This is a genomic window from Pantoea sp. X-Soil-ISGK-275 (assembly GCF_059730795.1).
The window spans coordinates 1,522,792-1,542,480 of sequence record NZ_AP035976.1; the positions used below are offsets into that span (position 1 = coordinate 1,522,792).

The following is a 19,689-nucleotide window of genomic DNA, read 5'->3' on the forward strand; positions in this document are numbered from 1 at the left end:
CCATCGCGAGATGTGAATATTTACTTAGCGACTACGGAAGACAATGCGGCCTTTGCTCAGGTCGTACGGGGTCAACTCGACAGTCACTTTGTCGCCCGTCAGGATGCGGATGTAGTTTTTGCGCATTTTACCGGAGATATGAGCGGTAACCACGTGCCCGTTTTCAAGCTCTACGCGGAACATGGTGTTCGGTAACGTATCCAGTACGGTACCTTGCATTTCAATATTGTCTTCTTTGGCCATCGAATCCTCTGGGTGTACTACCAAACTGTTGAACCGGCAAGATAATGCCGAATTCCATGATTTATGTAAAGAACCGTTGATGATTTTGCCAACGCTTCGCCGTGCGTCGCGCCGTTGCGCGTGCAGTACGGATAAATTAGGGTGTTTTTTGACGTCTGCGGGGGATTAGCGGGCTAAGAATCTGTAGCAATCGGCATCAGTTGCACAATCAAAACAGCTTCGGGAAATGTGTGAGATTCCCAACCTGGCAATTCCGGCTCGCCACAGCGAAGCGCGGACGACATACCAAACTCGCTTATTGTATCACTTTTGTCGGGAATTGTGTGCAAAACATCGGTGACCGATGTCAAAAAAGGGTTTGTGTTTGCCAGCAACTCTCGGAAACCGGTTGCCACGCCAGTGTTTGCACGTACTGTAGATAATCGACGCGAGGAATTTCAACCGCACCAAGGGAAGCGGTATGCGGGTTCAGCACCTGACAATCAATCAGCCGGCCCTGATGCGCGAGAAAATGTTGCGCAAAAACCCAGAGCGCGGTTTTCGAGGCATTTTCCTGACGGCTAAACATCGATTCACCGCAAAAAATTTGCCCCAGCGCCAAACCATACATCCCGCCGACCAGTTGCTGATCGCACCAGACTTCGATCGAATGGGCATGACCTAATTCATACAATCGCAACCACGCCCGTTTCACTTCAAACGTAATCCACGTGCCTTCCTGTCGACCACTGGCACAGCCTTCCAGCACCTGCGGAAACGCATGATTCATGGTGACGCGATACGGTGAGCGCTTATGGAAGCGCGCCATACTGCGGCTGAGATGGAAAGATTCTGGCAGCATTACCGCGCGGGGATCCGGCGACCACCAAAGAATCGGATCGCCCGGAGAAAACCACGGGAAAATGCCACGCTGATAAGCATTCATCAGGCGAGCAGGGGAGAGATCGCCGCCCATCGCCAATAATCCATTGGGCTCGCGCAGCGCCATTTCCGGTGGTGGGAAATTTAATGAATCTCGTGAAAGCTGTATCAGTCTCATTGCGTCAATCACACTCAGGGCTGTTGGCTAAGACTATAGCGTAAAGCGCTGATGGAAACGCCAGTAGCGGCCTGCTTTTGAGATTAATTCGGCGTGCGAACCGGATTCAATAATCTGTCCCTGATCCATAACGCAAATACGGTCCATGGCATCCAAACCGCTTAAGCGATGCGTCACCATAATCAGCGTTTTACCGCGGGTGACGTGTTGCAATAGCGTCAGAATCTGCTGCTCGGTGCTGGCATCCAGACCTTCAGTGGGTTCATCCAGCAGCCACAAATCGCCATCGTGCAGCAGGGCGCGCGCTATTGCCAGACGGCGCAGTTCACCGCCGGATAATGCTCGACCGCCATCGCCCATCCATGCGTTCAATCCTTCGTTGTGTTCGGCCAGATGAACCAGACCGACCTTGTATAATGCATCAACCAGTTGCTCATCGCTGGCATCAGGTTTTGCCAGCAACAAATTGTCGCGTAGCGTTTGGCTAAACAGATGTACGCGCTGTGTTACCACGCTAATGCGGCTGCGCAGCGAAGCTTCATCCCATAAAGCGATATCGATGTCGTTGAGACTTATCGAACCTTGTTGCGCTTCCCAACCTCGGGTAATCAGCGCCAGCAGGCTGGATTTGCCGCAGCCGGTTGGACCGAGCAGCGCCAGATGTTCGCCTGCATTTAGCGATAGAGAGAAATGCTGCAACACCGGTTCAGGACGCTGCGGATAGCTGAAACTGATGTTTTCCATTTTCAGGTTAATACCTGAAGCACTACTGATTTTAGCGTGGGGAAAATGTATCGCAGCGGGCTGCTCAATGATTTCCTGTACCCGCTTAGCTGCGCTGGTCACCTGCGAAAGCGGCAGAAACGCACCGGCAACCGGGGTCAGCGCTTCAAATGCCGCCAGTCCGCAAAACACAAACAGCGCGATAAATGCGCCTGGTGTACTGTTTCCCCCCACGCCATTGGCGGAAATCCATAACAACAGCGTCACCGTCGTGCCGCTGATGACCAGTAGCAGGCTTTGCGCCAGCGCCTGCAGGCGATGTTGCCTGCGTTGCGCCTGCTGCCAGTTAAGTTCTTCTTTATCAAGCTGGGCTCGCCACAGATGTGCAGCGCCATAAATTTTCAGCTCAGACAGGCCGGTAATCCAGTGCGTCAACTGCATGCGCCAGCTGGCCTGATGCTGGGCAATCTGGTGTCCGGCTGAAGTGCCAAGCCGCCAGAACAGCGGCGGCATGAGCAACAGCGTCAGTAGCATAATGCCGCCGAGCAGCAAAGCTAAGGGTACATCCAGTAGCGCCAAACCGCAGGTGACCACCACAATCACCACGGCTGCGCCAATTAACGGCGAGATCACACGCAGGTAGAGATGATCGAGTGTATCGACGTCGCTGACAAAGCGGTTGAGTAATTCACCCTGACGAAAACGAGCCAGCTGTTCTGGCGCGAGGGTGATAAGTTTGCCAAAGGTAAACACGCGCAAATGTTGTAGCACGCGGAAGGTGGCATCGTGGCTCACCAGACGCTCAAAATAACGCGCGGCCGTGCGGGTGATCGCTGCGCCGCGCACGCCGGCAGCGGGCAGCATGTAGTTGAACGTGTAAAGTCCTGTTACGCCCGCCAGCGAAGAGGCGGCGAGAAACCAGCCGGATAAGGTCAGCAGTCCAATACTGGCAAGCAAGGTGACGATGGCAAGAACAACGCCAAGCCCTAAACGCCATGGATGACGGCTAAAAAGACGCAGGAAAGGCAATAAATTGTTCATTACACGATCTCCTTTTGACGATGCTGCGCCATTTCCCGCAGTGGTCCATCTTGTTCAATCAGCTCCTGCCAATGGCCTTGTTGCACCAGTTGCCCCGCCTGCATCACCCACACTTCATCCCAACTCGCGAGCTCGTTAAGTTGGTGCGTGATCATCAGCGTGGTTTGCTGAGTGGCTGCTTGTTGCAAGGCATTGATGACATGCTGCTCGCTCTGACTATCCAGTCCGGAACCGGGCTCATCAAGCAGCAGCAGTTGTGCGGGTTTAAGCAAGGCACGCGCTACGGCGATACGCTGCGCCTGCCCAACGGAAAGGCCCACGCCACCATCGCCTAAAACGGTTTCTAATCCTTGTGGCAGACGATCTAAAAACTCATCAACGCCCGCGCGTTGTAGAACCGACATGAGCGTAGCGTCATCAATGCGGCTATTGAGCAGCAGATTTTCACGCAGCGTTTGCGCGGGTAAATGGGGATTTTGGCCAACCCAGGCGATATGTTTTTGCCAGCTATCACGGCTAATATCGCGGAGCTCCTGTCCATTGATCTGCAGCGAACCATGATAAGGCAGGAAACCCAGTAAGACGTTCATTAGCGCGGTTTTCCCTGCGCCGCTTTGTCCTACCAACGCCACGCGTTTACCGGCGTCGAGAGTAAAATTTAGTGATTGAGACAGCGCTTCACCGCTGGCGGTCATTACCACCAAATCCTGAGCATGAAGATGAAGCGGTGCCGTGAGGGAAAGCTCGCGAGAAGCGTGTTCTATGGTTGGGTCGGGACTTTCACGTAGAAACTGTTCCAGCGCATCAGCTCCGCCAATCGCTTGCGCTTTGGCGTGATAAAAAGTGCCTAAATCGCGTAACGGCTGGAAAAATTCAGGTGCCAGAATTAATGCCAGGAAACCGGCAAACAGGGTTACGCCGGTGCTGTAATGACCAAAATTCAGTTCGCCAAGGTAAGAGAAACCGAAATAGACCGCGACGACAGCAATCGCCAGTGAGGCAAAAAACTCCAGCACGGCGGAAGAGAGAAACGCCAGGCGCAACACTTCCATGGTGCGTTGACGGAAATCGGTGGTGCTGGCGGCAATTGCCTCTTGCTCTGCCGCGCCGCGATAGAACAGGCGCAACGTTTCACGTCCACGCAGACGATCGTAAAAATCACCGCTCAGCCTTGCGAGAGCAACAAAGTTGCGGCGGTTGGCATCCGCCGCGCCCATACCAACCATCGCCATAAACAGAGGAATCAGTGGCGCGGTCACCAGCAGAATCAATCCTGCCGCCCAGTTAATCGGGAAAATGGCGATCAAAATAGCTAACGGAATGAAGACAGCTAGCGACATTTGTGGCAAATAGCGCGCGTAGTATTCCTGCATCTCTTCGATTTGTTCGAGCAGCAGCGTAGCCCAACTGCCTGCGGGTTTACCCTGAATCCAGGCGGGACCGAGCACATTGAGGCGATCCAGAACCTGCTGACGCAGCGTACGGCGAATGGCGACGCCAGCGCGATGTCCTGCCATTTCGCGGGCGTAATGCAATCCAGCACGTAAGACAAAGCACAGCAGCAGCAACAGAAAATCGGTGAGCAGTGAGGCGCGAGGTTGTTGCGCGACCAGCAGATTTTGCAGCAGTGAAGCCAGTAACCAGGCTTGGGCGATAATGACCAGTGCGCCAGCAAAACCCAACAGCGAAGCCACACGCAAGTTGCGCGCACCGTGATGACGTTGCTGACGGAGCCAGCGAAGAAGTTCTTGTTGCCGTGATTTGTTCATGCGATGCCGTTTGGTAACTCAAAAGAGATGTGAATCCCGGATGAAAACCCAGCAATGTCGGGCGCGTGAACTGTAGCACGCAGGTAACAAAAAAGGCGACCAAAACTGGCCGCCTTTAGGCGATTATGATCAGGTTATTAACAACTTACTTATCGTTTTTAACCAGTCCATCAAGGAAGCGTTCCGCATCCAGCGCAGCCATACAGCCGGTACCGGCAGAGGTAATGGCCTGGCGATAAATATGATCCATCACATCGCCGGCAGCGAACACGCCTGGGATGCTGGTTTGAGTGGCGTTACCATGCAAACCAGACTGCACTTTGATGTAGCCATTTTCTAAATCCAGCTGACCATCAAAGATTGCGGTATTTGGACTATGGCCGATAGCAACAAACAGACCAGCGACATCGATTGATTCCGCCGCTTCACCTTTGGTAGAAAGCAGTTTCAAGCCTGTCACGCCCATTTGATCGCCGACCACTTCGTCCAGCGTGCGATCGGTGTGCAGCACGATGTTGCCATTACGCACTTTTTCCATCAGACGGTCGATGAGGATTTTCTCCGCGCGGAAGCTGTCGCGACGGTGAATCAGATGCACTTCAGCGGCAATGTTAGCCAGGTAAAGTGCTTCCTCAACGGCAGTGTTGCCTCCACCAATCACGGCAACTTTCTGGTTGCGGTAGAAGAAACCATCACAGGTCGCGCAAGCAGATACGCCTTTGCCTTTGAACGCTTCTTCTGATGGCAGACCGAGATAACGCGCTGAGGCGCCAGTTGCGATGATCAAGGCATCTGCAGTGTATTCACCGCTGTCGCCGACCAGACGGAACGGACGGTTCTGCAAATCGACGGTATGAATGTGGTCAAAAATGATCTCGGTGTTGAATTTCTCAGCATGCTCTTGCATGCGTTCCATCAACGCTGGACCGGTCAGATCGTTTGCATCGCCTGGCCAGTTCTCCACCTCGGTGGTGGTGGTGAGCTGACCCCCTTTTTCCAGCCCGGTGATTAATACCGGATTCAGGTTAGCGCGCGCTGCATATACCGCAGCAGTGTAACCGGCAGGGCCGGAGCCCAGAATGAGCAGCTTACTGTGTTTGGCCGTACTCATGCGTTCCTCAATTTTTCTGACAACATAGTTTTTGATTGTAGGGAAATTAACGTCGCAAAAAAAGGCTTCAGCAATTTTGTTAACAATCACTGCGAGCGGCGTAGACGATGAGTGTAAATTTTGCACGCGCGTTGCGCCAAAAGGGGGCAATGCTCGGCAATTAGTGGTGCAGCAGCATAAAAATTCTCATTTAAAAACAGCAACCCAGAACTCTATCTGGCATCTTGTACTGAATTTGGATGTTTTACTTTGACAATCGCCTGCGCTTTTGCGAAAACATTGGGAGAAGCAGAGAATATTTAGCGATTCAAAACAGAATTTCATTTCTGTTTTGGCCTTTTTAGCCGAATAAACTCAGCCTGACATTGGTAGTGACGCATGATGTGGACAGACAACATGCGTCATACGGATGGACGCGTTACTGCACAGGCTTATGGTCTTCACTTCAGTAAGGCCCTGAACAATGAGCGTTTTCAGGGTGTGGCAGGTAAAGGGAAGGAATTAAGAGAGACAATAATAATGGTAGACAATAAGAAACGCCCCGGAAAAGATTTAGATCGTATCGACAGAAATATTCTGAATGAACTGCAGAAAGACGGTCGAATTTCCAATGTCGAGCTTTCCAAACGTGTTGGATTATCGCCAACTCCTTGTCTTGAGCGCGTACGCCGCCTCGAACGTCAAGGCTTCATTCTGGGCTACACCGCGCAGCTCAATCCCCATTATCTGGATGCTTCATTGCTGGTTTTCGTTGAGATTACTCTGAATCGTGGTGCGCCAGATGTATTTGAACAATTTAACGCCGCTGTGCAAAAACTTGAGGAAACTCAAGAATGTCACCTCGTTTCCGGTGACTTTGACTACCTGCTGAAAACCCGCGTACCGGATATGTCCGCCTATCGTAAACTGCTGGGCGAAACCTTGCTGCGTCTGCCGGGCGTAAACGACACCCGTACTTACGTGGTGATGGAAGAGGTCAAACAGAGCAATCGTCTGGTGATCAAAACCCGGTAGTGCAGGGCAGGTGCAAAGCTTGCAGGATTTCGGTACACTCCTGTGAATTCATACAGGACCAGCGTCGGGCATGCCCGACGTTGTTGCCTTCTTAATTTACAGGCACCTGGAGAGTTCTCTTGAGCCAGGAATATACAGAAGATAAAGATGTTTCGTTACAACCGCTGAGCAGTGGACGTCGTCTGCTGGAAGCGTTGCTCATTCTTGTGGCCTTGTTCGCCATCTATTTGATGGTGTCGCTGGTTAGTTTTAACCCTTCGGATCCAAGCTGGTCACAAACCGCATGGCACGAACCTATCCATAATTTGGGTGGTAGCGTCGGCGCATGGCTGGCCGATACGCTATTGTTCATTTTTGGCGTGATGGCTTACGCCATTCCTCCCGTCATTATTGGTCTGTGTTGGATCACTTTCCGCCAACGCGATCGCCAGGATTACATTGACTACTTTGCTGTTGGTCTTCGCCTGATTGGCGTGCTGGCTCTTGTCGTGACGACTTGTGGTCTTGCGGCGCTGAACGTTGATGACATCTGGTATTTTGCTTCCGGCGGCGTCATTGGCAGCCTGGTCAGCAATGCAATGGCACCTTGGTTCAGTTCGGCTGGTGGCACCTTAACGCTGCTGTGCGTCTGGGCTGCCGGGATCACCCTTTACACCGGTTGGTCATGGCTGACGATTGCCGAGAAGATCGGTGGCGTGGTGATGGGTGTTCTGACCTTTGCCAGCAACCGTTCACGCCATGATGAACCCTGGCAGGAAGAAGAATACGACGACGAAGAGCAGGCTGATGAGGCGTCGCCTTCAATGCCTGCTTTACAGCCTGCAAATGAAGAAGACGATGTCTTGTTAGCCAAACCGCGCAAGATCAGCGAACCCGTTGCTGCAGAGTTGGGCGACGATCCGCTGCTGGCGAAGGCCAGTGCGGCAACTGCTGCTGCGATTGCGGTTACCACGCAAGCCGCACAGCAAAGCCCAGCCGTCGCGCAGCCTTCTTCAGGCGCGCCTGCAGAACCCGTCGCGATGCCGCGCGTTGCTGAATCCGGTGCCCAGCCAACGTCGGTTCCACAGCCTGTCGCTGCGGCGCCCGATCCGATCGCGCAACCTTCTACGCCGCTCTATCGTTTCGAGATGCCAAATGAACCGGCACCTTCGCCGTTTTCGCCGGCTGATGACGATGAAGGCCCAAGTATGGGCAACTGGCAGGATGCCGCTTCATCTTCAGCGCCTTTAAACAGTGTCGCCGCCGCTTCACTGGCTGCGGGAGCAGTAAAAGCAGCATCTTCAACAGCTGCTTATTCGCCTGCTTTCGATATCGTGCCTGAGCGTGATTACAACCCGCAGGTGAAGCAGGGCATTGGCCCAGAATTGCCGCGTCCGAATAAGGTTAAGTTGCCAACTCGACGCGAGTTAGCGTCGTACGGTATCAAGTTGCCTTCGCAGCGTATGGCGGAAGAGCAGGCTAAAGATGCTGAGCAGCAACAGCCGGAAGTCACCGCGTCTTACAGCGTTCCTCCTCAGGAGGATGATGTTGAGCTGCAAGAGGCGCAGTTGCGTGAAGCCTTCGCATCACAGCAGCAGAATCGCTACGGTGAAAGCTGGCAGGGCGCGTCTGAGCCTGAAGATGAGGATGCATTGCAGCAGGCTCAACTGGCACGTCAGTTCGCCGATCAGCAGCAGCAACGCTATAACGAATCTGATGTGAAAGAAGCGCCGGTCTTTAATCTGGATACCTCGTCTGCGTTTGATTTTTCGCCAATGAAAGATCTGGTCGACGACAGCCCAAGCGAGCCGCTATTTACGATCTCTGCAACGCCAGAGCCGGAAGAACCCGCGCAGTGGCAGCAACCTGCTGCGCCGGAGCCTGCGTCATTACCTTCATTAAGTGCTGAATCTAGCCCGTGGTCGTCACCGGAACAGGAAGCCTATTCTGCGCCGCCTGCACCAGTGAAACCTGCAGCGCCAGCACAGGATAGCTTGTTCCATCCGTTCCTGGTTCGCCATGAACAGCCACTGGAAAAACCTTCTACGCCGCTGCCAACGCTGGATCTGCTCACGTCACCACCGGCAGAAGAAGAGCCGGTGGATATGTTTGCGCTGGAGCAAACGGCGCGACTGGTTGAGGCTCGACTGGCTGATTATCGTGTGAAGGCGGAAGTGGTAGGTATTTCGCCTGGGCCGGTCATCACCCGTTTTGAACTCGACTTAGCGCCAGGCGTTAAAGCTTCACGTATCTCTAACTTATCGCGTGACCTGGCGCGTTCACTGTCAGCGGTTGCCGTGCGCGTGGTGGAAGTGATTCCAGGTAAGCCTTATGTCGGGCTTGAACTGCCAAATAAACATCGTCAAACCGTTTATCTGCGCGAAGTGCTGGATTGTCCTAAATTCCGTGAAAATCCGTCACCGCTTGCAGTGGTATTAGGGAAAGACATTGCTGGCCAGCCGGTTGTGGCTGATTTGGCGAAAATGCCTCACTTACTGGTTGCCGGTACCACTGGTTCCGGTAAATCGGTGGGCGTTAACACCATGATCATTAGCATGTTGTATAAAGCCACGCCGGAAGAAGTGCGCTTTATCATGATCGACCCGAAAATGCTTGAGCTGTCAGTCTACGAAGGCATTCCGCATCTGCTGACCGAAGTGGTTACTGATATGAAAGATGCGGCCAATGCGCTGCGCTGGAGTGTCGGTGAAATGGAGCGTCGCTATAAGCTGATGTCTGCGCTGGGCGTGCGTAATCTTGCCGGATATAACGAGAAGATTGAGCAGGCTGCGGCGATGGGCCGACCAATTCCCGATCCGTTCTGGAAGCCGGGCGATAGCATGGATACCACGCCGCCGGTGCTTGAAAAACTGCCTTATATCGTGGTACTGGTCGACGAATTTGCCGATCTGATGATGGCGGTCGGTAAGAAGGTTGAAGAGTTGATTGCTCGTCTGGCACAGAAAGCACGTGCGGCGGGTATTCACCTGGTGCTGGCGACACAGCGTCCGTCGGTCGATGTGATTACCGGTCTGATCAAAGCCAACATCCCGACGCGTATCGCCTTTACCGTTTCCAGTAAGATTGACTCACGCACCATCCTTGATCAAGGCGGTGCGGAATCGCTGCTGGGCATGGGTGACATGCTGTACATGCCGCCAAACTCCTCAATGCCAGTGCGCGTGCACGGTGCATTCGTGCGCGACCAGGAAGTCCATGCGGTCGTTCAGGACTGGAAAGCACGCGGTCGCCCGCAATACATCGAAAGCATCACCGCTGGTGAAGAGAGTGATAGCGCGGCTGGCGGTATGATGGGTGATGAAGAGCTGGATCCGCTGTTCGATCAGGCGGTCTCTTTCGTGGTGGAAAAACGCCGGGCGTCCATTTCTGGGGTTCAGCGCCAGTTCCGTATTGGTTATAACCGTGCTGCACGCATCATCGAGCAGATGGAAGCGCAGGGCATCGTTTCTGAACCGGGACACAATGGCAACCGTGAAGTGCTTTCACCGCCGCCACACGAAATGTAAATTATCGCGTGCGATTGTCTGCTTATGGGCCAGTTAACACTGGCCCATTGTTTATCTGTTGGTCGATCCCCATATCTTCGGGAGCTTTCGGCTTTTTCTCCTGTCGAAGAGACAGGACGACAACTACGTTTAATGCAGTAAGTGTCGGGAAACAATGAATAAGGAATCGAATCAGATGAAATTACGCGTTATTGCCTGTGGCCTGTTGGCCAGTTTTGTTTCCGCATCAGTATTGGCGGATGCGTCCAGCGATCTGCAACAGCGTCTCAATAAGGTGAACAGCTTCCATGCCAGCTTCAGTCAGAAAGTGACCGATGGCAGCGGCGCCAACGTGCAGGATGGTGAAGGTGAGCTGTGGGTTAAGCGCCCAAGTTTGTTTAACTGGCACATGACCGCGCCGGACGAAAGTGTAATTATCTCTGATGGCAAAAATCTATGGTTCTACAATCCCTTCGTTGAACAAGCGAGTGTTAGCCTGCTGCAAAAAGCGGCCAGCAATACGCCGTTTATGCTGATTGCGCGTAACCAACCAAGTGACTGGAAACAGTACAATATTAAGCAGCAGGGCGATAATTTCGAGCTAACGCCGAAAAGCAGTGATGGCAACCTCAAGCAGTTCACCATCAATGTGACATCGTCTGGCACCATCAATAAGTTCAGCGCGATTGAGCAAGATGGTCAGCACAGCGATTATCAGCTGAAGAGCCAAAACAACGGTGCCATTAGCCCAGACAAATTCACCTTTACGCCGCCAAAAGGGGTAACGGTGGACGATCAACGTCAGTGAGGTCTCGGTGAGTAACCTGTCTCTGGATTTTGCACCTTCGAATGAGTTTCAGCCGCTGGCCGCGCGTATGCGGCCAGCTACGCTGCAACATTACATTGGGCAGCAGCATTTGCTGGCGCCTGGTAAACCGCTGCCGCGCGCTATTGAGGCTGGGCATCTGCATTCGATGATTTTGTGGGGACCGCCGGGGACAGGGAAAACAACATTAGCCGAGATCATCGCCCATTACGGTAAAGCTGATGTTGAGCGGATTTCTGCGGTGACTTCTGGCGTCAAAGAGATTCGTGAAGCGATAGAGCGCGCCCGGCAAAATCGTCAGGTGGGCCGACGCACCATTCTGTTTGTCGACGAAGTTCATCGCTTTAACAAAAGTCAGCAGGATGCATTCCTGCCACATATTGAAGATGGCACCATCACGTTTATCGGTGCCACCACCGAAAATCCCTCGTTTGAGCTCAACTCGGCGCTGCTATCGCGTGCTCGTGTCTATTTACTCAAATCTCTCACCACTGCTGATATCGAACAGGTTTTGCTGCAGGCGATGCAGGATGACGATCGCGGTTATGGCAAAAGCGATATTGTGCTGCCGGATAATACACGCCACATGATTGCAGAGTTGGTGAACGGGGATGCGCGTCGGGCACTGAATACGCTGGAAATGATGGCGGATATGGCTGAGAGCAACGCCAAAGGCCAGCGTGAATTAACGCCACAATTGCTTAACGAAGTTTCCGGTGAAAGAGCGGCGCGTTTCGATAACAAAGGCGATCGTTTCTACGATCTGATCTCCGCTCTGCATAAATCGGTACGTGGTTCAGCACCCGATGCGGCACTTTACTGGTATGCAAGAATCATCACCGCCGGCGGCGATCCGCTGTATGTCGCGCGCCGTTTGCTGGCTATCGCTTCGGAAGATGTCGGGAACGCCGATCCGCGCGGCATGCAGGTTGCGTTAGCGGCCTGGGATTGCTTCACTCGCGTCGGTCCAGCTGAAGGCGAAAGGGCAATTGCGCAGGCGATTGTCTACCTTGCCAGCGCACCCAAAAGTAATGCCGTTTACACCGCGTTCAAAGCCGCGATGCGCGATGCGCGCGAGTTTCCTGACTACGATGTGCCGGAACATTTACGCAATGCGCCGACCAAATTGATGAAGGAGATGGGGCTGGGTAAAGAGTATCGCTATGCGCACGACGAGACTAACGCCTATGCCGCTGGCGAAGTCTATTTCCCGCCAGAAATGGCGCAGACACGCTACTATCAACCGACGAATCGCGGGCTTGAAGGGAAAATTGGCGAAAAACTCGCCTGGCTGGCTGAGCAGGATCAAAATAGCCCGATAAAACGCTACCGCTGATAAACACCTTACGGTAAGGTGAGCAAGGATTTCATTGCATTCCATAGGGATGCAAGTCCCGCCATTCGTTCAATCAACCTTTTATTACACAGGATTAGCATGCTCGATCCCAACCTGCTGCGTAACGAGCCAGACGCAGTCGCAGAAAAACTGGCACGCCGAGGATTTAAACTGGATGTGGAAACCTTACGTTCGCTCGAAGAGCGTCGTAAAGTCTTGCAGGTAGAAACTGAAAATCTGCAAGCTGAGCGTAATTCCCGATCCAAATCCATCGGTCAGGCCAAAGCACGTGGGGAAGACATCGAGCCGCTGCGTCAGGAAGTGAACGCACTGGGCGAACGCCTGGATGCGGCTAAAGCAGAACTGGATGCCCTGCAAAACGAAATTCGTGACTTTGCCCTCGCATTGCCAAATCTCCCGGTTGACGAAGTCCCGTTGGGTAAAGATGACAGCGAGAACCAGGAAGTCAGCCGCTGGGGCCAGCCGCGCCAGTTCGATTTCCCGGTAAAAGACCATGTTGAGTTGGGTGAAGCCGCAAAAGGTCTGGATTTTGCCGCAGCGGTGAAACTGACGGGTTCACGTTTCATTGTCATGCAGGGCCAGATTGCGCGTCTGCACCGTGCGCTTAGCCAGTTTATGCTTGACCTGCACACGCAGCAGCACGGTTATCTTGAAACCTATGTTCCGTATCTGGTTAATCAGGAAACACTTTATGGAACCGGTCAACTGCCAAAGTTTGGTGAAGATCTGTTCCATACCAAGCCGCTGGGCGAAGAAGCAGGTAGCAGCAACTATGCGTTGATCCCAACCGCTGAAGTGCCGCTGACCAATCTGGTGCGCGATGAAATCGTTGAAGAAGAATCTTTGCCGCTCAAACTCACCGCACACACGCCATGCTTCCGTTCTGAAGCCGGTTCTTACGGACGGGATACGCGCGGTTTAATCCGTATGCACCAGTTCGACAAAGTGGAAATGGTGCAGATTGTAGCGCCTGAAACTTCTATGGACGCACTCGAAGAGTTGGTCGGCCATGCAGAGAAAGTGCTGCAGCTGCTCAATCTGCCATACCGTAAAGTGCTGCTTTGCACCGGCGATATGGGCTTCGGCTCTGCCAAAACTTACGACCTGGAAGTTTGGCTGCCAGCTCAGGACACTTATCGTGAGATCTCCTCTTGCTCCAACATGGGGGATTTCCAGGCTCGTCGTATGCAGGCACGCTGCCGCAGCAAAACCGACAAGAAACCACGTTTGGTGCATACGCTGAATGGTTCTGGTCTGGCGGTTGGTCGTACTTTGGTCGCTGTGCTGGAAAACTACCAGCAAGCAGATGGCCGCATTGAAGTGCCAGAAGTGTTACGTCCTTATATGGGCGGACTGGAATTCGTTGGCTAATTAACGCGCAATGATATAAGCCCGGCAATGCCGGGTTTTTTGTTTCTTAAGCTTAAAGATAATTATTTTTTAGTCGGAATTAATCAGAAATAAACGTTATCGACAATAAATGGCCATTAACCATTAAAAATCATAAATTCAAATAGATAGATGTCTGCCTGTTATCTTTCATCTTGCCGCTAACCCGCTGAAGATAAATAAAATAAATTGTGCTGCAGCAAATCGTGCGGCGACGATTTTTTGCACATTGACTTTAAAATAGCAAATGGCAAACTGCGCGCAATTATCGTCATCTCTTTTGGTTTTATTCCCTATGTCAACCTGGTCGCGCCCCGTCGTTTTGCTGCTTTGCGGCTTAATGCTCATGACGGTGTCTATTGCTGTGCTTAATACGCTGGTACCGTTATGGCTTACCCATGATCAATTGCCAACCTGGCAAGTGGGTATGGCTAGCTCATCGTATTACACCGGTAATTTGCTGGGCACTTTGCTCGCGGGCTGGTTGATCACTCGTTACGGTTTTAATCGCTGTTTCTACCTGGCCAGTGTGCTTTTCGCCGTTGCGACCATGGGCATGGTGATGCTGGACGGTTTTTATAGCTGGACCATGCTGCGCTTCACCGCAGGTGTGGGTTGTGCACTGATTTGGGTGGTGGTTGAGAGCGCCTTATTATGCAGCGGTACCGTACGTAATCGTGGTCAGCTGCTCGCGGCATATATGATCATCTACTACCTCGGCACGGTTGCCGGCCAGTTGTTGGTGAGTCGTGTGTCGACAGAACTGCTCCACGTGATTCCGTGGGTGACTGCGCTGATTATCTGTGCGGTGTTGCCGGTCGTATTTGTGCATGTCAACGCCAGCGCTGCGACGGAGGAGGCTTCAACGAGTCACCTTTGGGTGATGTTGCGTCGTCGTAGCTCTCGTCTCGGCATCAATGGCTGCATCATTTCCGGTATCGTTCTCGGCTCGCTTTATGGCTTGATGCCTTTATATCTGTCGCATCAGGGCATGAGTGATGCAACCGTCGGTTACTGGATGGCGTTACTGGTCAGCTCGGGCATTGTCGGCCAGTGGCCAGTAGGACGTTTAGCCGATCGCTTTGGTCGCCTGTTGGTGCTACGTGTGCAAGTATTCGTGGTTATTCTCGGTGCGATTGCCATGTTGGGTGATGCTGCGATGGCACCAGCACTGTTTGTGCTGGGGCTGGCGGGTTTTACTCTCTACCCAGTGGCGATGTCCTGGGCGTGCGAAACCGTGGCGCATCATGAGTTAGTGGCGATGAATCAGGCATTACTGTTCAGCTATACCGTGGGTAGTTTGGTGGGGCCGGGAATGACGTCAATGCTGATGCAGAACTACTCTGACCGCCTGCTGTTTGTGATGATTGCTGCAGTTGCACTGGTTTATCTGGTGATGTTACTGCGCAAAGCCGATCATCAGGCAACGCCGGTTGCACATGCTTAACGCATTAATATGAAATAGTAATAAGGGGAGCCAGCGGCTCCCCTTTTGTTTGCGGTTAATACATCACTTCATGACCGTAGCTGGCGAGGATATTCTTCACTCGCTCCATGGTTTCTTTGCTCGGCGGCTTGACACCATCCAGCTTGTACTCTTCACCCATGGCAATCCATTTGTGTTTGCCTAACTCGTGATAAGGCAGCAGTTCAATCTTCTCAATGTTATCCATATCCTTAGTGAACTCACCTAAGCGATGTACGGAATCATCATCATCAGAGTAACCAGGCACAACAACGTAACGAATCCAGGTACGTTTGCCTCTCTTCTGCAGATAGCGCGCAAAATCCAGCGTGCGGTGATTGGAAACGCCAACCAGAACTTCATGCACCTCATCATTAATTTGTTTCAGATCGAGCATGACCAAGTCAGTGGCATCTAGCAATTCATCGATCACCGGGTCGTAGCGACGAACAAAGCCGTTGGTGTCGAGACAGGTGTGAATGCCTTCGGCCTGGCAGGCGCGGAACCAGTCACGCACAAACTCGGCTTGTAAGATCGCTTCGCCACCCGACGCCGTCACGCCCCCGCCAGATGCATTCATGAAGTGACGATATGAGAGCGCATCCTTCATCAACTCTTCGACGGTAACTTCTTTACCGCCATGCGTGTCCCATGTATCGCGGTTATGGCAATACAGGCAGCGCATTAGACAGCCCTGAAAAAAGGTGATGAAACGGATGCCTGGGCCGTCAACGGTGCCGCAGGATTCAAAGGAGTGGATACGACCGATGGTTGACATTGCGATGGATTCTCCAGGTGAGCCTGAACATCAGGCAGCACAATCTATGTCGTGCTCTAACAGTGAAAGTCGATTTTGCCAGGTAGCCAGAACCAGCAAGCTGGCAAAACGGACTTGTGGAGAAAAGGCTCCCGCAGGAGCCTTTTAATCTCAGCAAAGTGCTCTTACAACGACTGAGTGAAGGTACGGGTAATTACATCTTTCTGCTGCTCTTTAGTGAGCGAGTTGAAGCGAACAGCATAACCGGATACGCGAATGGTCAACTGTGGATACTTCTCAGGATGTTCCATCGCATCCAGCAGCATCTCACGGTTCATCACGTTAACGTTCAGATGCTGACCGCCCTCAATGTTAGCTTCATGGTGGAAATATCCATCCATCAAGCCAGCAAGGTTAGTTTTACGCACGTTATCATCTTTACCCAGCGCATTTGGCACGATGGAGAAGGTATAAGAGATACCGTCTTTAGCGTAAGCGAAGGGCAGTTTCGCGACAGAGGTCAGTGAAGCCACCGCACCTTTCTGGTCACGGCCGTGCATTGGGTTAGCACCCGGCCCGAATGGCGCACCCGCACGACGTCCGTCAGGCGTATTACCGGTTTTCTTACCATAAACCACGTTAGAGGTAATGGTCAGCACTGACTGTGTCGGCACCGCATTGCGGTAGGTTTGCAGTTTCTGAATTTTCTTCATGAAACGTTCAACCAGATCGCACGCCATGTCATCAACGCGAGAGTCATTGTTACCAAACTGCGGATAATCACCTTCAATTTCGAAGTCTACCGCTAAACCATCTTCATCACGGATGGTTTTCACTTTGGCGTATTTGATGGCAGAAAGTGAGTCAGCCGCAACTGACAGACCCGCGATACCACATGCCATAGTGCGATAAACGTCACGGTCGTGCAGCGCCATCAGTGAAGCTTCGTAGCTGTACTTATCGTGCATGTAGTGAATGATGTTCAGGGAGGTGACGTACTGCTTCGCCAGCCAATCCATGAAGTGATCCAGACGCTCCATCACGATGTCAAAATTAAGAATCTCGTCAGTGATTGGCGCTTCTTTCGGGCCTACCTGCATTTTCAGTTTTTCATCAACGCCACCGTTGATTGCATACAGCAGGGTTTTTGCCAGGTTGGCACGCGCACCGAAGAACTGCATCTGCTTACCGACAATCATTGGGCTAACGCAGCAGGCGATAGCATAGTCATCGTTGTCGAAGTCAGGACGCATCAGGTCGTCATTCTCATACTGCAATGAGGACGTATCGATAGAAACTTTTGCGGCGTATTTCTTGAAGTTAACCGGCAGTTTTTCTGACCACAGGATGGTCATATTTGGCTCCGGAGATGGTCCCATGGTGTAAAGTGTATTCAGGAAACGGAAGGTGCTTTTGGTCACCAGAGTACGGCCATCGACGCCCATACCCGCTAATGATTCTGTTGCCCAGATTGGATCACCGGAGAACAGTTCATCGTATTCAGGCGTACGCAGGAAGCGCACCATACGCAATTTCATTACCAGATGGTCAATCAGTTCCTGTGCGTCTTCTTCAGTCAGTTTCCCGGCCTGAATATCGCGTTCGATATACACATCAAGGAAGGTGGATACGCGACCGAAGGACATCGCCGCACCATTCTGTGATTTTACCGCCGCGAGATAGCCATAGTAAGTCCACTGAACGGCTTCTTGTGCATTGGTCGCGGGCAGTGAGATATCTGAACCATACTTCGCAGCCATCTCTTTGATCTGACCTAGCGCACGGTGCTGTTCAGAGATCTCTTCACGCAGGCGAATGGTGGCTTCGAGGTCAACGCCATTCTCCATATCGCTCTGCAGAGAATTAAACTGTGCAACCTTGTCTTTCATCAGGTAATCGATGCCGTACAGCGCGACGCGGCGATAGTCACCAATGATACGACCGCGGCCATAGGCATCAGGCAAACCTGTCAGTACGCCTGATTTACGGCAGCGCATGATGTCTGGGGTATAAACATCGAATACGCCCTGGTTATGAGTTTTACGGTAATCAGTGAAGACCTTTTTCAGCGCGGGATCGAGTTCGCGGCCATAAACCTTGCAAGAGCCCTCAACCATTTTGATACCGCCAAACGGAATGATGGCACGTTTCAGAGGCGCTTCAGTTTGCAGACCGACAATTTTTTCCAGAGATTTGCTGATGTAGCCGGCGTCGTGAGAGGTGATGGTTGAAGCCAAATCGGTGTCAAAATCCACCGGCGCGTGAGTGCGGTTCTCGATTTTAATACCTTCAAGCACGCTGTCCCACAACTTAGTTGTGGCTGGCGTCGCGCCTGCGAGGAAGGATTCGTCGCCTTCATACGGTGTATAGTTTTTCTGGATAAAGTCACGGACGTTGACGCTGTTCTGCCATTCGCCGGCGCTAAATCCTTCCCAGGCTAACGCCATTTTTTCATTCAGTTCGGACATGATATACCTGCCTTATTTAGGGAGACTTTGACGTATGGCGCGCTGCTTCAGCACGCCCGTACCAATTCATTAATGCACCGGCTCATCGCCACGCAGATAGATTACCCAGTAGGTCAAACCGACTAATAATCCGCCGCCAATAATGTTGCCGATGGTTACGGGAATAAGGTTGTTAAGAATAAAATCGCTAACGCTGAGTGATGGAAACTGTGCTGCGCTTGCCCCCGCCATTTGCCAGAATTCCGGGCTGGCAAAGTCACGGATAACAATGGCCATCGGAATCAGGAACATGTTTGCGATGCTATGTTCAAAGCCGCAGGCAACAAACATCGCTACCGGTAAAATCATCGCAAACATTTTATCCATCAGGCTGCGGCCGGAGTAACTCATCCATACCGCCAGGCAAACCATTAAATTGGCGAGCGTGCCGAGACTGACGGCTTCGATAAAGGTGTGATGCATCTTGTGGTCAGCGGTTTGCAGAAGGTTTAAGCCCCAGGCACCATTCGCCACCATGTGTTCACCGGCTAACCAGATAAGTGCTACAAAGAACAGCGCGCCAAACAGATTACCAATGTAGACGGTCAACCAATGTCGACCGAGTTGCAGCCAGGTGATACGGCCGCTGGCTTTTGCCACCACGATCAGAACAGTTGAGGTGAACAGGTCCGCTCCGCACACGACCACTAACATTAAACCGAGTGAGAAACAGATACCGCCGATCAGTTTTGCTATGCCGTAGGGCATGGCTCCACTTCCGGTGGTCGCAGTGATATAGAAGACAAATGCGATAGAAATAAATACGCCAGCAGTAATGGCAAGGAAGAATGTGGTTAAAGGACGTTTAGTAGCTTTATATATGCCGGCCTCTTCTGCAACTTTCGCCATTGCCGCCGGTAATAATGAATTAAAAGGGTTGTCAGCTTTCACACTAACGCTCTCCAAAAATTGCCTGTAAAGATACTAACAAAGGAGTATAGGTCAGAAATTGATGTGGATCAT

Annotated in this window: 15 protein-coding genes; 6 read left to right on the plus strand and 9 right to left on the minus strand. The window is 52.2% G+C overall.

The window, feature by feature from the left end; all coding sequences use genetic code 11:
- Positions 1–24: 24 nt before the first annotated feature.
- The 5 genes from infA to trxB form a co-directional block, all read right to left on the minus strand.
- Positions 25–243, minus strand: a complete 219-nt coding sequence (gene infA / locus AC6I8A_RS07075; protein ID WP_002211347.1) for a translation initiation factor IF-1 — start codon at positions 241–243, stop codon at positions 25–27.
- A gap of 346 nt (positions 244–589) precedes the next feature.
- Entirely contained in the window at positions 590–1,282 is a 693-nt protein-coding gene (aat, locus tag AC6I8A_RS07080) for a leucyl/phenylalanyl-tRNA--protein transferase (RefSeq protein ID WP_036647907.1), read from the minus strand.
- A 33-nt stretch (positions 1,283–1,315) separates the two neighbouring features.
- A complete protein-coding gene (gene cydC / locus AC6I8A_RS07085) occupies positions 1,316–3,046 on the minus strand; it encodes a heme ABC transporter ATP-binding protein/permease CydC (protein ID WP_497818247.1) in 1,731 nt (576 codons plus the stop codon).
- Positions 3,046–4,815: a heme ABC transporter permease/ATP-binding protein CydD gene (cydD, locus tag AC6I8A_RS07090; RefSeq protein WP_497818248.1), complete on the minus strand. Its 1,770-nt coding sequence runs from the start codon at positions 4,813–4,815 to the stop codon at positions 3,046–3,048. The genes cydC and cydD overlap by 1 nt, the downstream gene beginning before the upstream one ends.
- Positions 4,816–4,960: 145 nt before the next feature.
- The gene (gene trxB, locus AC6I8A_RS07095; protein WP_293795934.1) at positions 4,961–5,926 is read right to left on the minus strand and encodes a thioredoxin-disulfide reductase; all 966 of its coding nucleotides are present in this window, start codon (positions 5,924–5,926) and stop codon (positions 4,961–4,963) included.
- A 519-nt stretch (positions 5,927–6,445) separates the two neighbouring features.
- On the opposite strand from trxB, the gene lrp reads away from it, so the two are divergent.
- The 5 genes from lrp to serS all read left to right on the plus strand — a co-directional run bounded on the left by lrp (position 6,446) and on the right by serS (position 13,979).
- Positions 6,446–6,940, plus strand: coding sequence for a leucine-responsive transcriptional regulator Lrp (gene lrp, locus AC6I8A_RS07100; RefSeq protein ID WP_006118610.1), 495 nt, complete (start codon positions 6,446–6,448; stop codon positions 6,938–6,940).
- Positions 6,941–7,059: 119 nt separating this feature from the next.
- Complete coding sequence (locus tag AC6I8A_RS07105) at positions 7,060–10,446, plus strand: DNA translocase FtsK 4TM domain-containing protein (RefSeq protein WP_479489958.1); 3,387 nt, start codon at positions 7,060–7,062, stop codon at positions 10,444–10,446.
- 175 nt (positions 10,447–10,621) lie between these two features.
- The gene (gene lolA / locus AC6I8A_RS07110; RefSeq protein WP_256696084.1) at positions 10,622–11,233 is read left to right on the plus strand and encodes an outer membrane lipoprotein periplasmic chaperone LolA; all 612 of its coding nucleotides are present in this window, start codon (positions 10,622–10,624) and stop codon (positions 11,231–11,233) included.
- A gap of 7 nt (positions 11,234–11,240) precedes the next feature.
- On the plus strand, positions 11,241–12,587 hold the full coding sequence (locus AC6I8A_RS07115; protein WP_256696086.1) for a replication-associated recombination protein A: 1,347 nt from the start codon (positions 11,241–11,243) through the stop codon (positions 12,585–12,587).
- A gap of 99 nt (positions 12,588–12,686) precedes the next feature.
- A complete protein-coding gene (gene serS, locus AC6I8A_RS07120; protein ID WP_008102413.1) occupies positions 12,687–13,979 on the plus strand; it encodes a serine--tRNA ligase in 1,293 nt (430 codons plus the stop codon).
- 168 nt (positions 13,980–14,147) lie between these two features.
- Here the strand turns inward: serS and AC6I8A_RS07125 are convergent, their stop codons facing one another.
- Positions 14,148–14,345 carry a hypothetical protein gene (locus tag AC6I8A_RS07125; protein ID WP_256698477.1) on the minus strand — a complete coding sequence of 66 codons (198 nt, stop codon included), beginning with the start codon at positions 14,343–14,345 and terminating at the stop codon, positions 14,148–14,150.
- Here AC6I8A_RS07125 and AC6I8A_RS07130 point away from each other — a divergent pair.
- A complete protein-coding gene (locus AC6I8A_RS07130; RefSeq protein WP_256696087.1) occupies positions 14,293–15,444 on the plus strand; it encodes an MFS transporter in 1,152 nt (383 codons plus the stop codon). The two genes, AC6I8A_RS07125 and AC6I8A_RS07130, sit on opposite strands and share 53 nt — an antisense overlap.
- A gap of 55 nt (positions 15,445–15,499) precedes the next feature.
- Here the strand turns inward: AC6I8A_RS07130 and pflA are convergent, their stop codons facing one another.
- From pflA to focA, 3 genes are all read right to left on the minus strand, one after another.
- Positions 15,500–16,240 carry a pyruvate formate lyase 1-activating protein gene (pflA, locus tag AC6I8A_RS07135; RefSeq protein ID WP_008102409.1) on the minus strand — a complete coding sequence of 247 codons (741 nt, stop codon included), beginning with the start codon at positions 16,238–16,240 and terminating at the stop codon, positions 15,500–15,502.
- A gap of 164 nt (positions 16,241–16,404) precedes the next feature.
- Entirely contained in the window at positions 16,405–18,687 is a 2,283-nt protein-coding gene (gene pflB / locus AC6I8A_RS07140) for a formate C-acetyltransferase (RefSeq protein WP_312183403.1), read from the minus strand.
- A gap of 69 nt (positions 18,688–18,756) precedes the next feature.
- A complete protein-coding gene (gene focA, locus AC6I8A_RS07145; RefSeq protein ID WP_008102405.1) occupies positions 18,757–19,617 on the minus strand; it encodes a formate transporter FocA in 861 nt (286 codons plus the stop codon).
- Positions 19,618–19,689 lie beyond the last annotated feature (72 nt).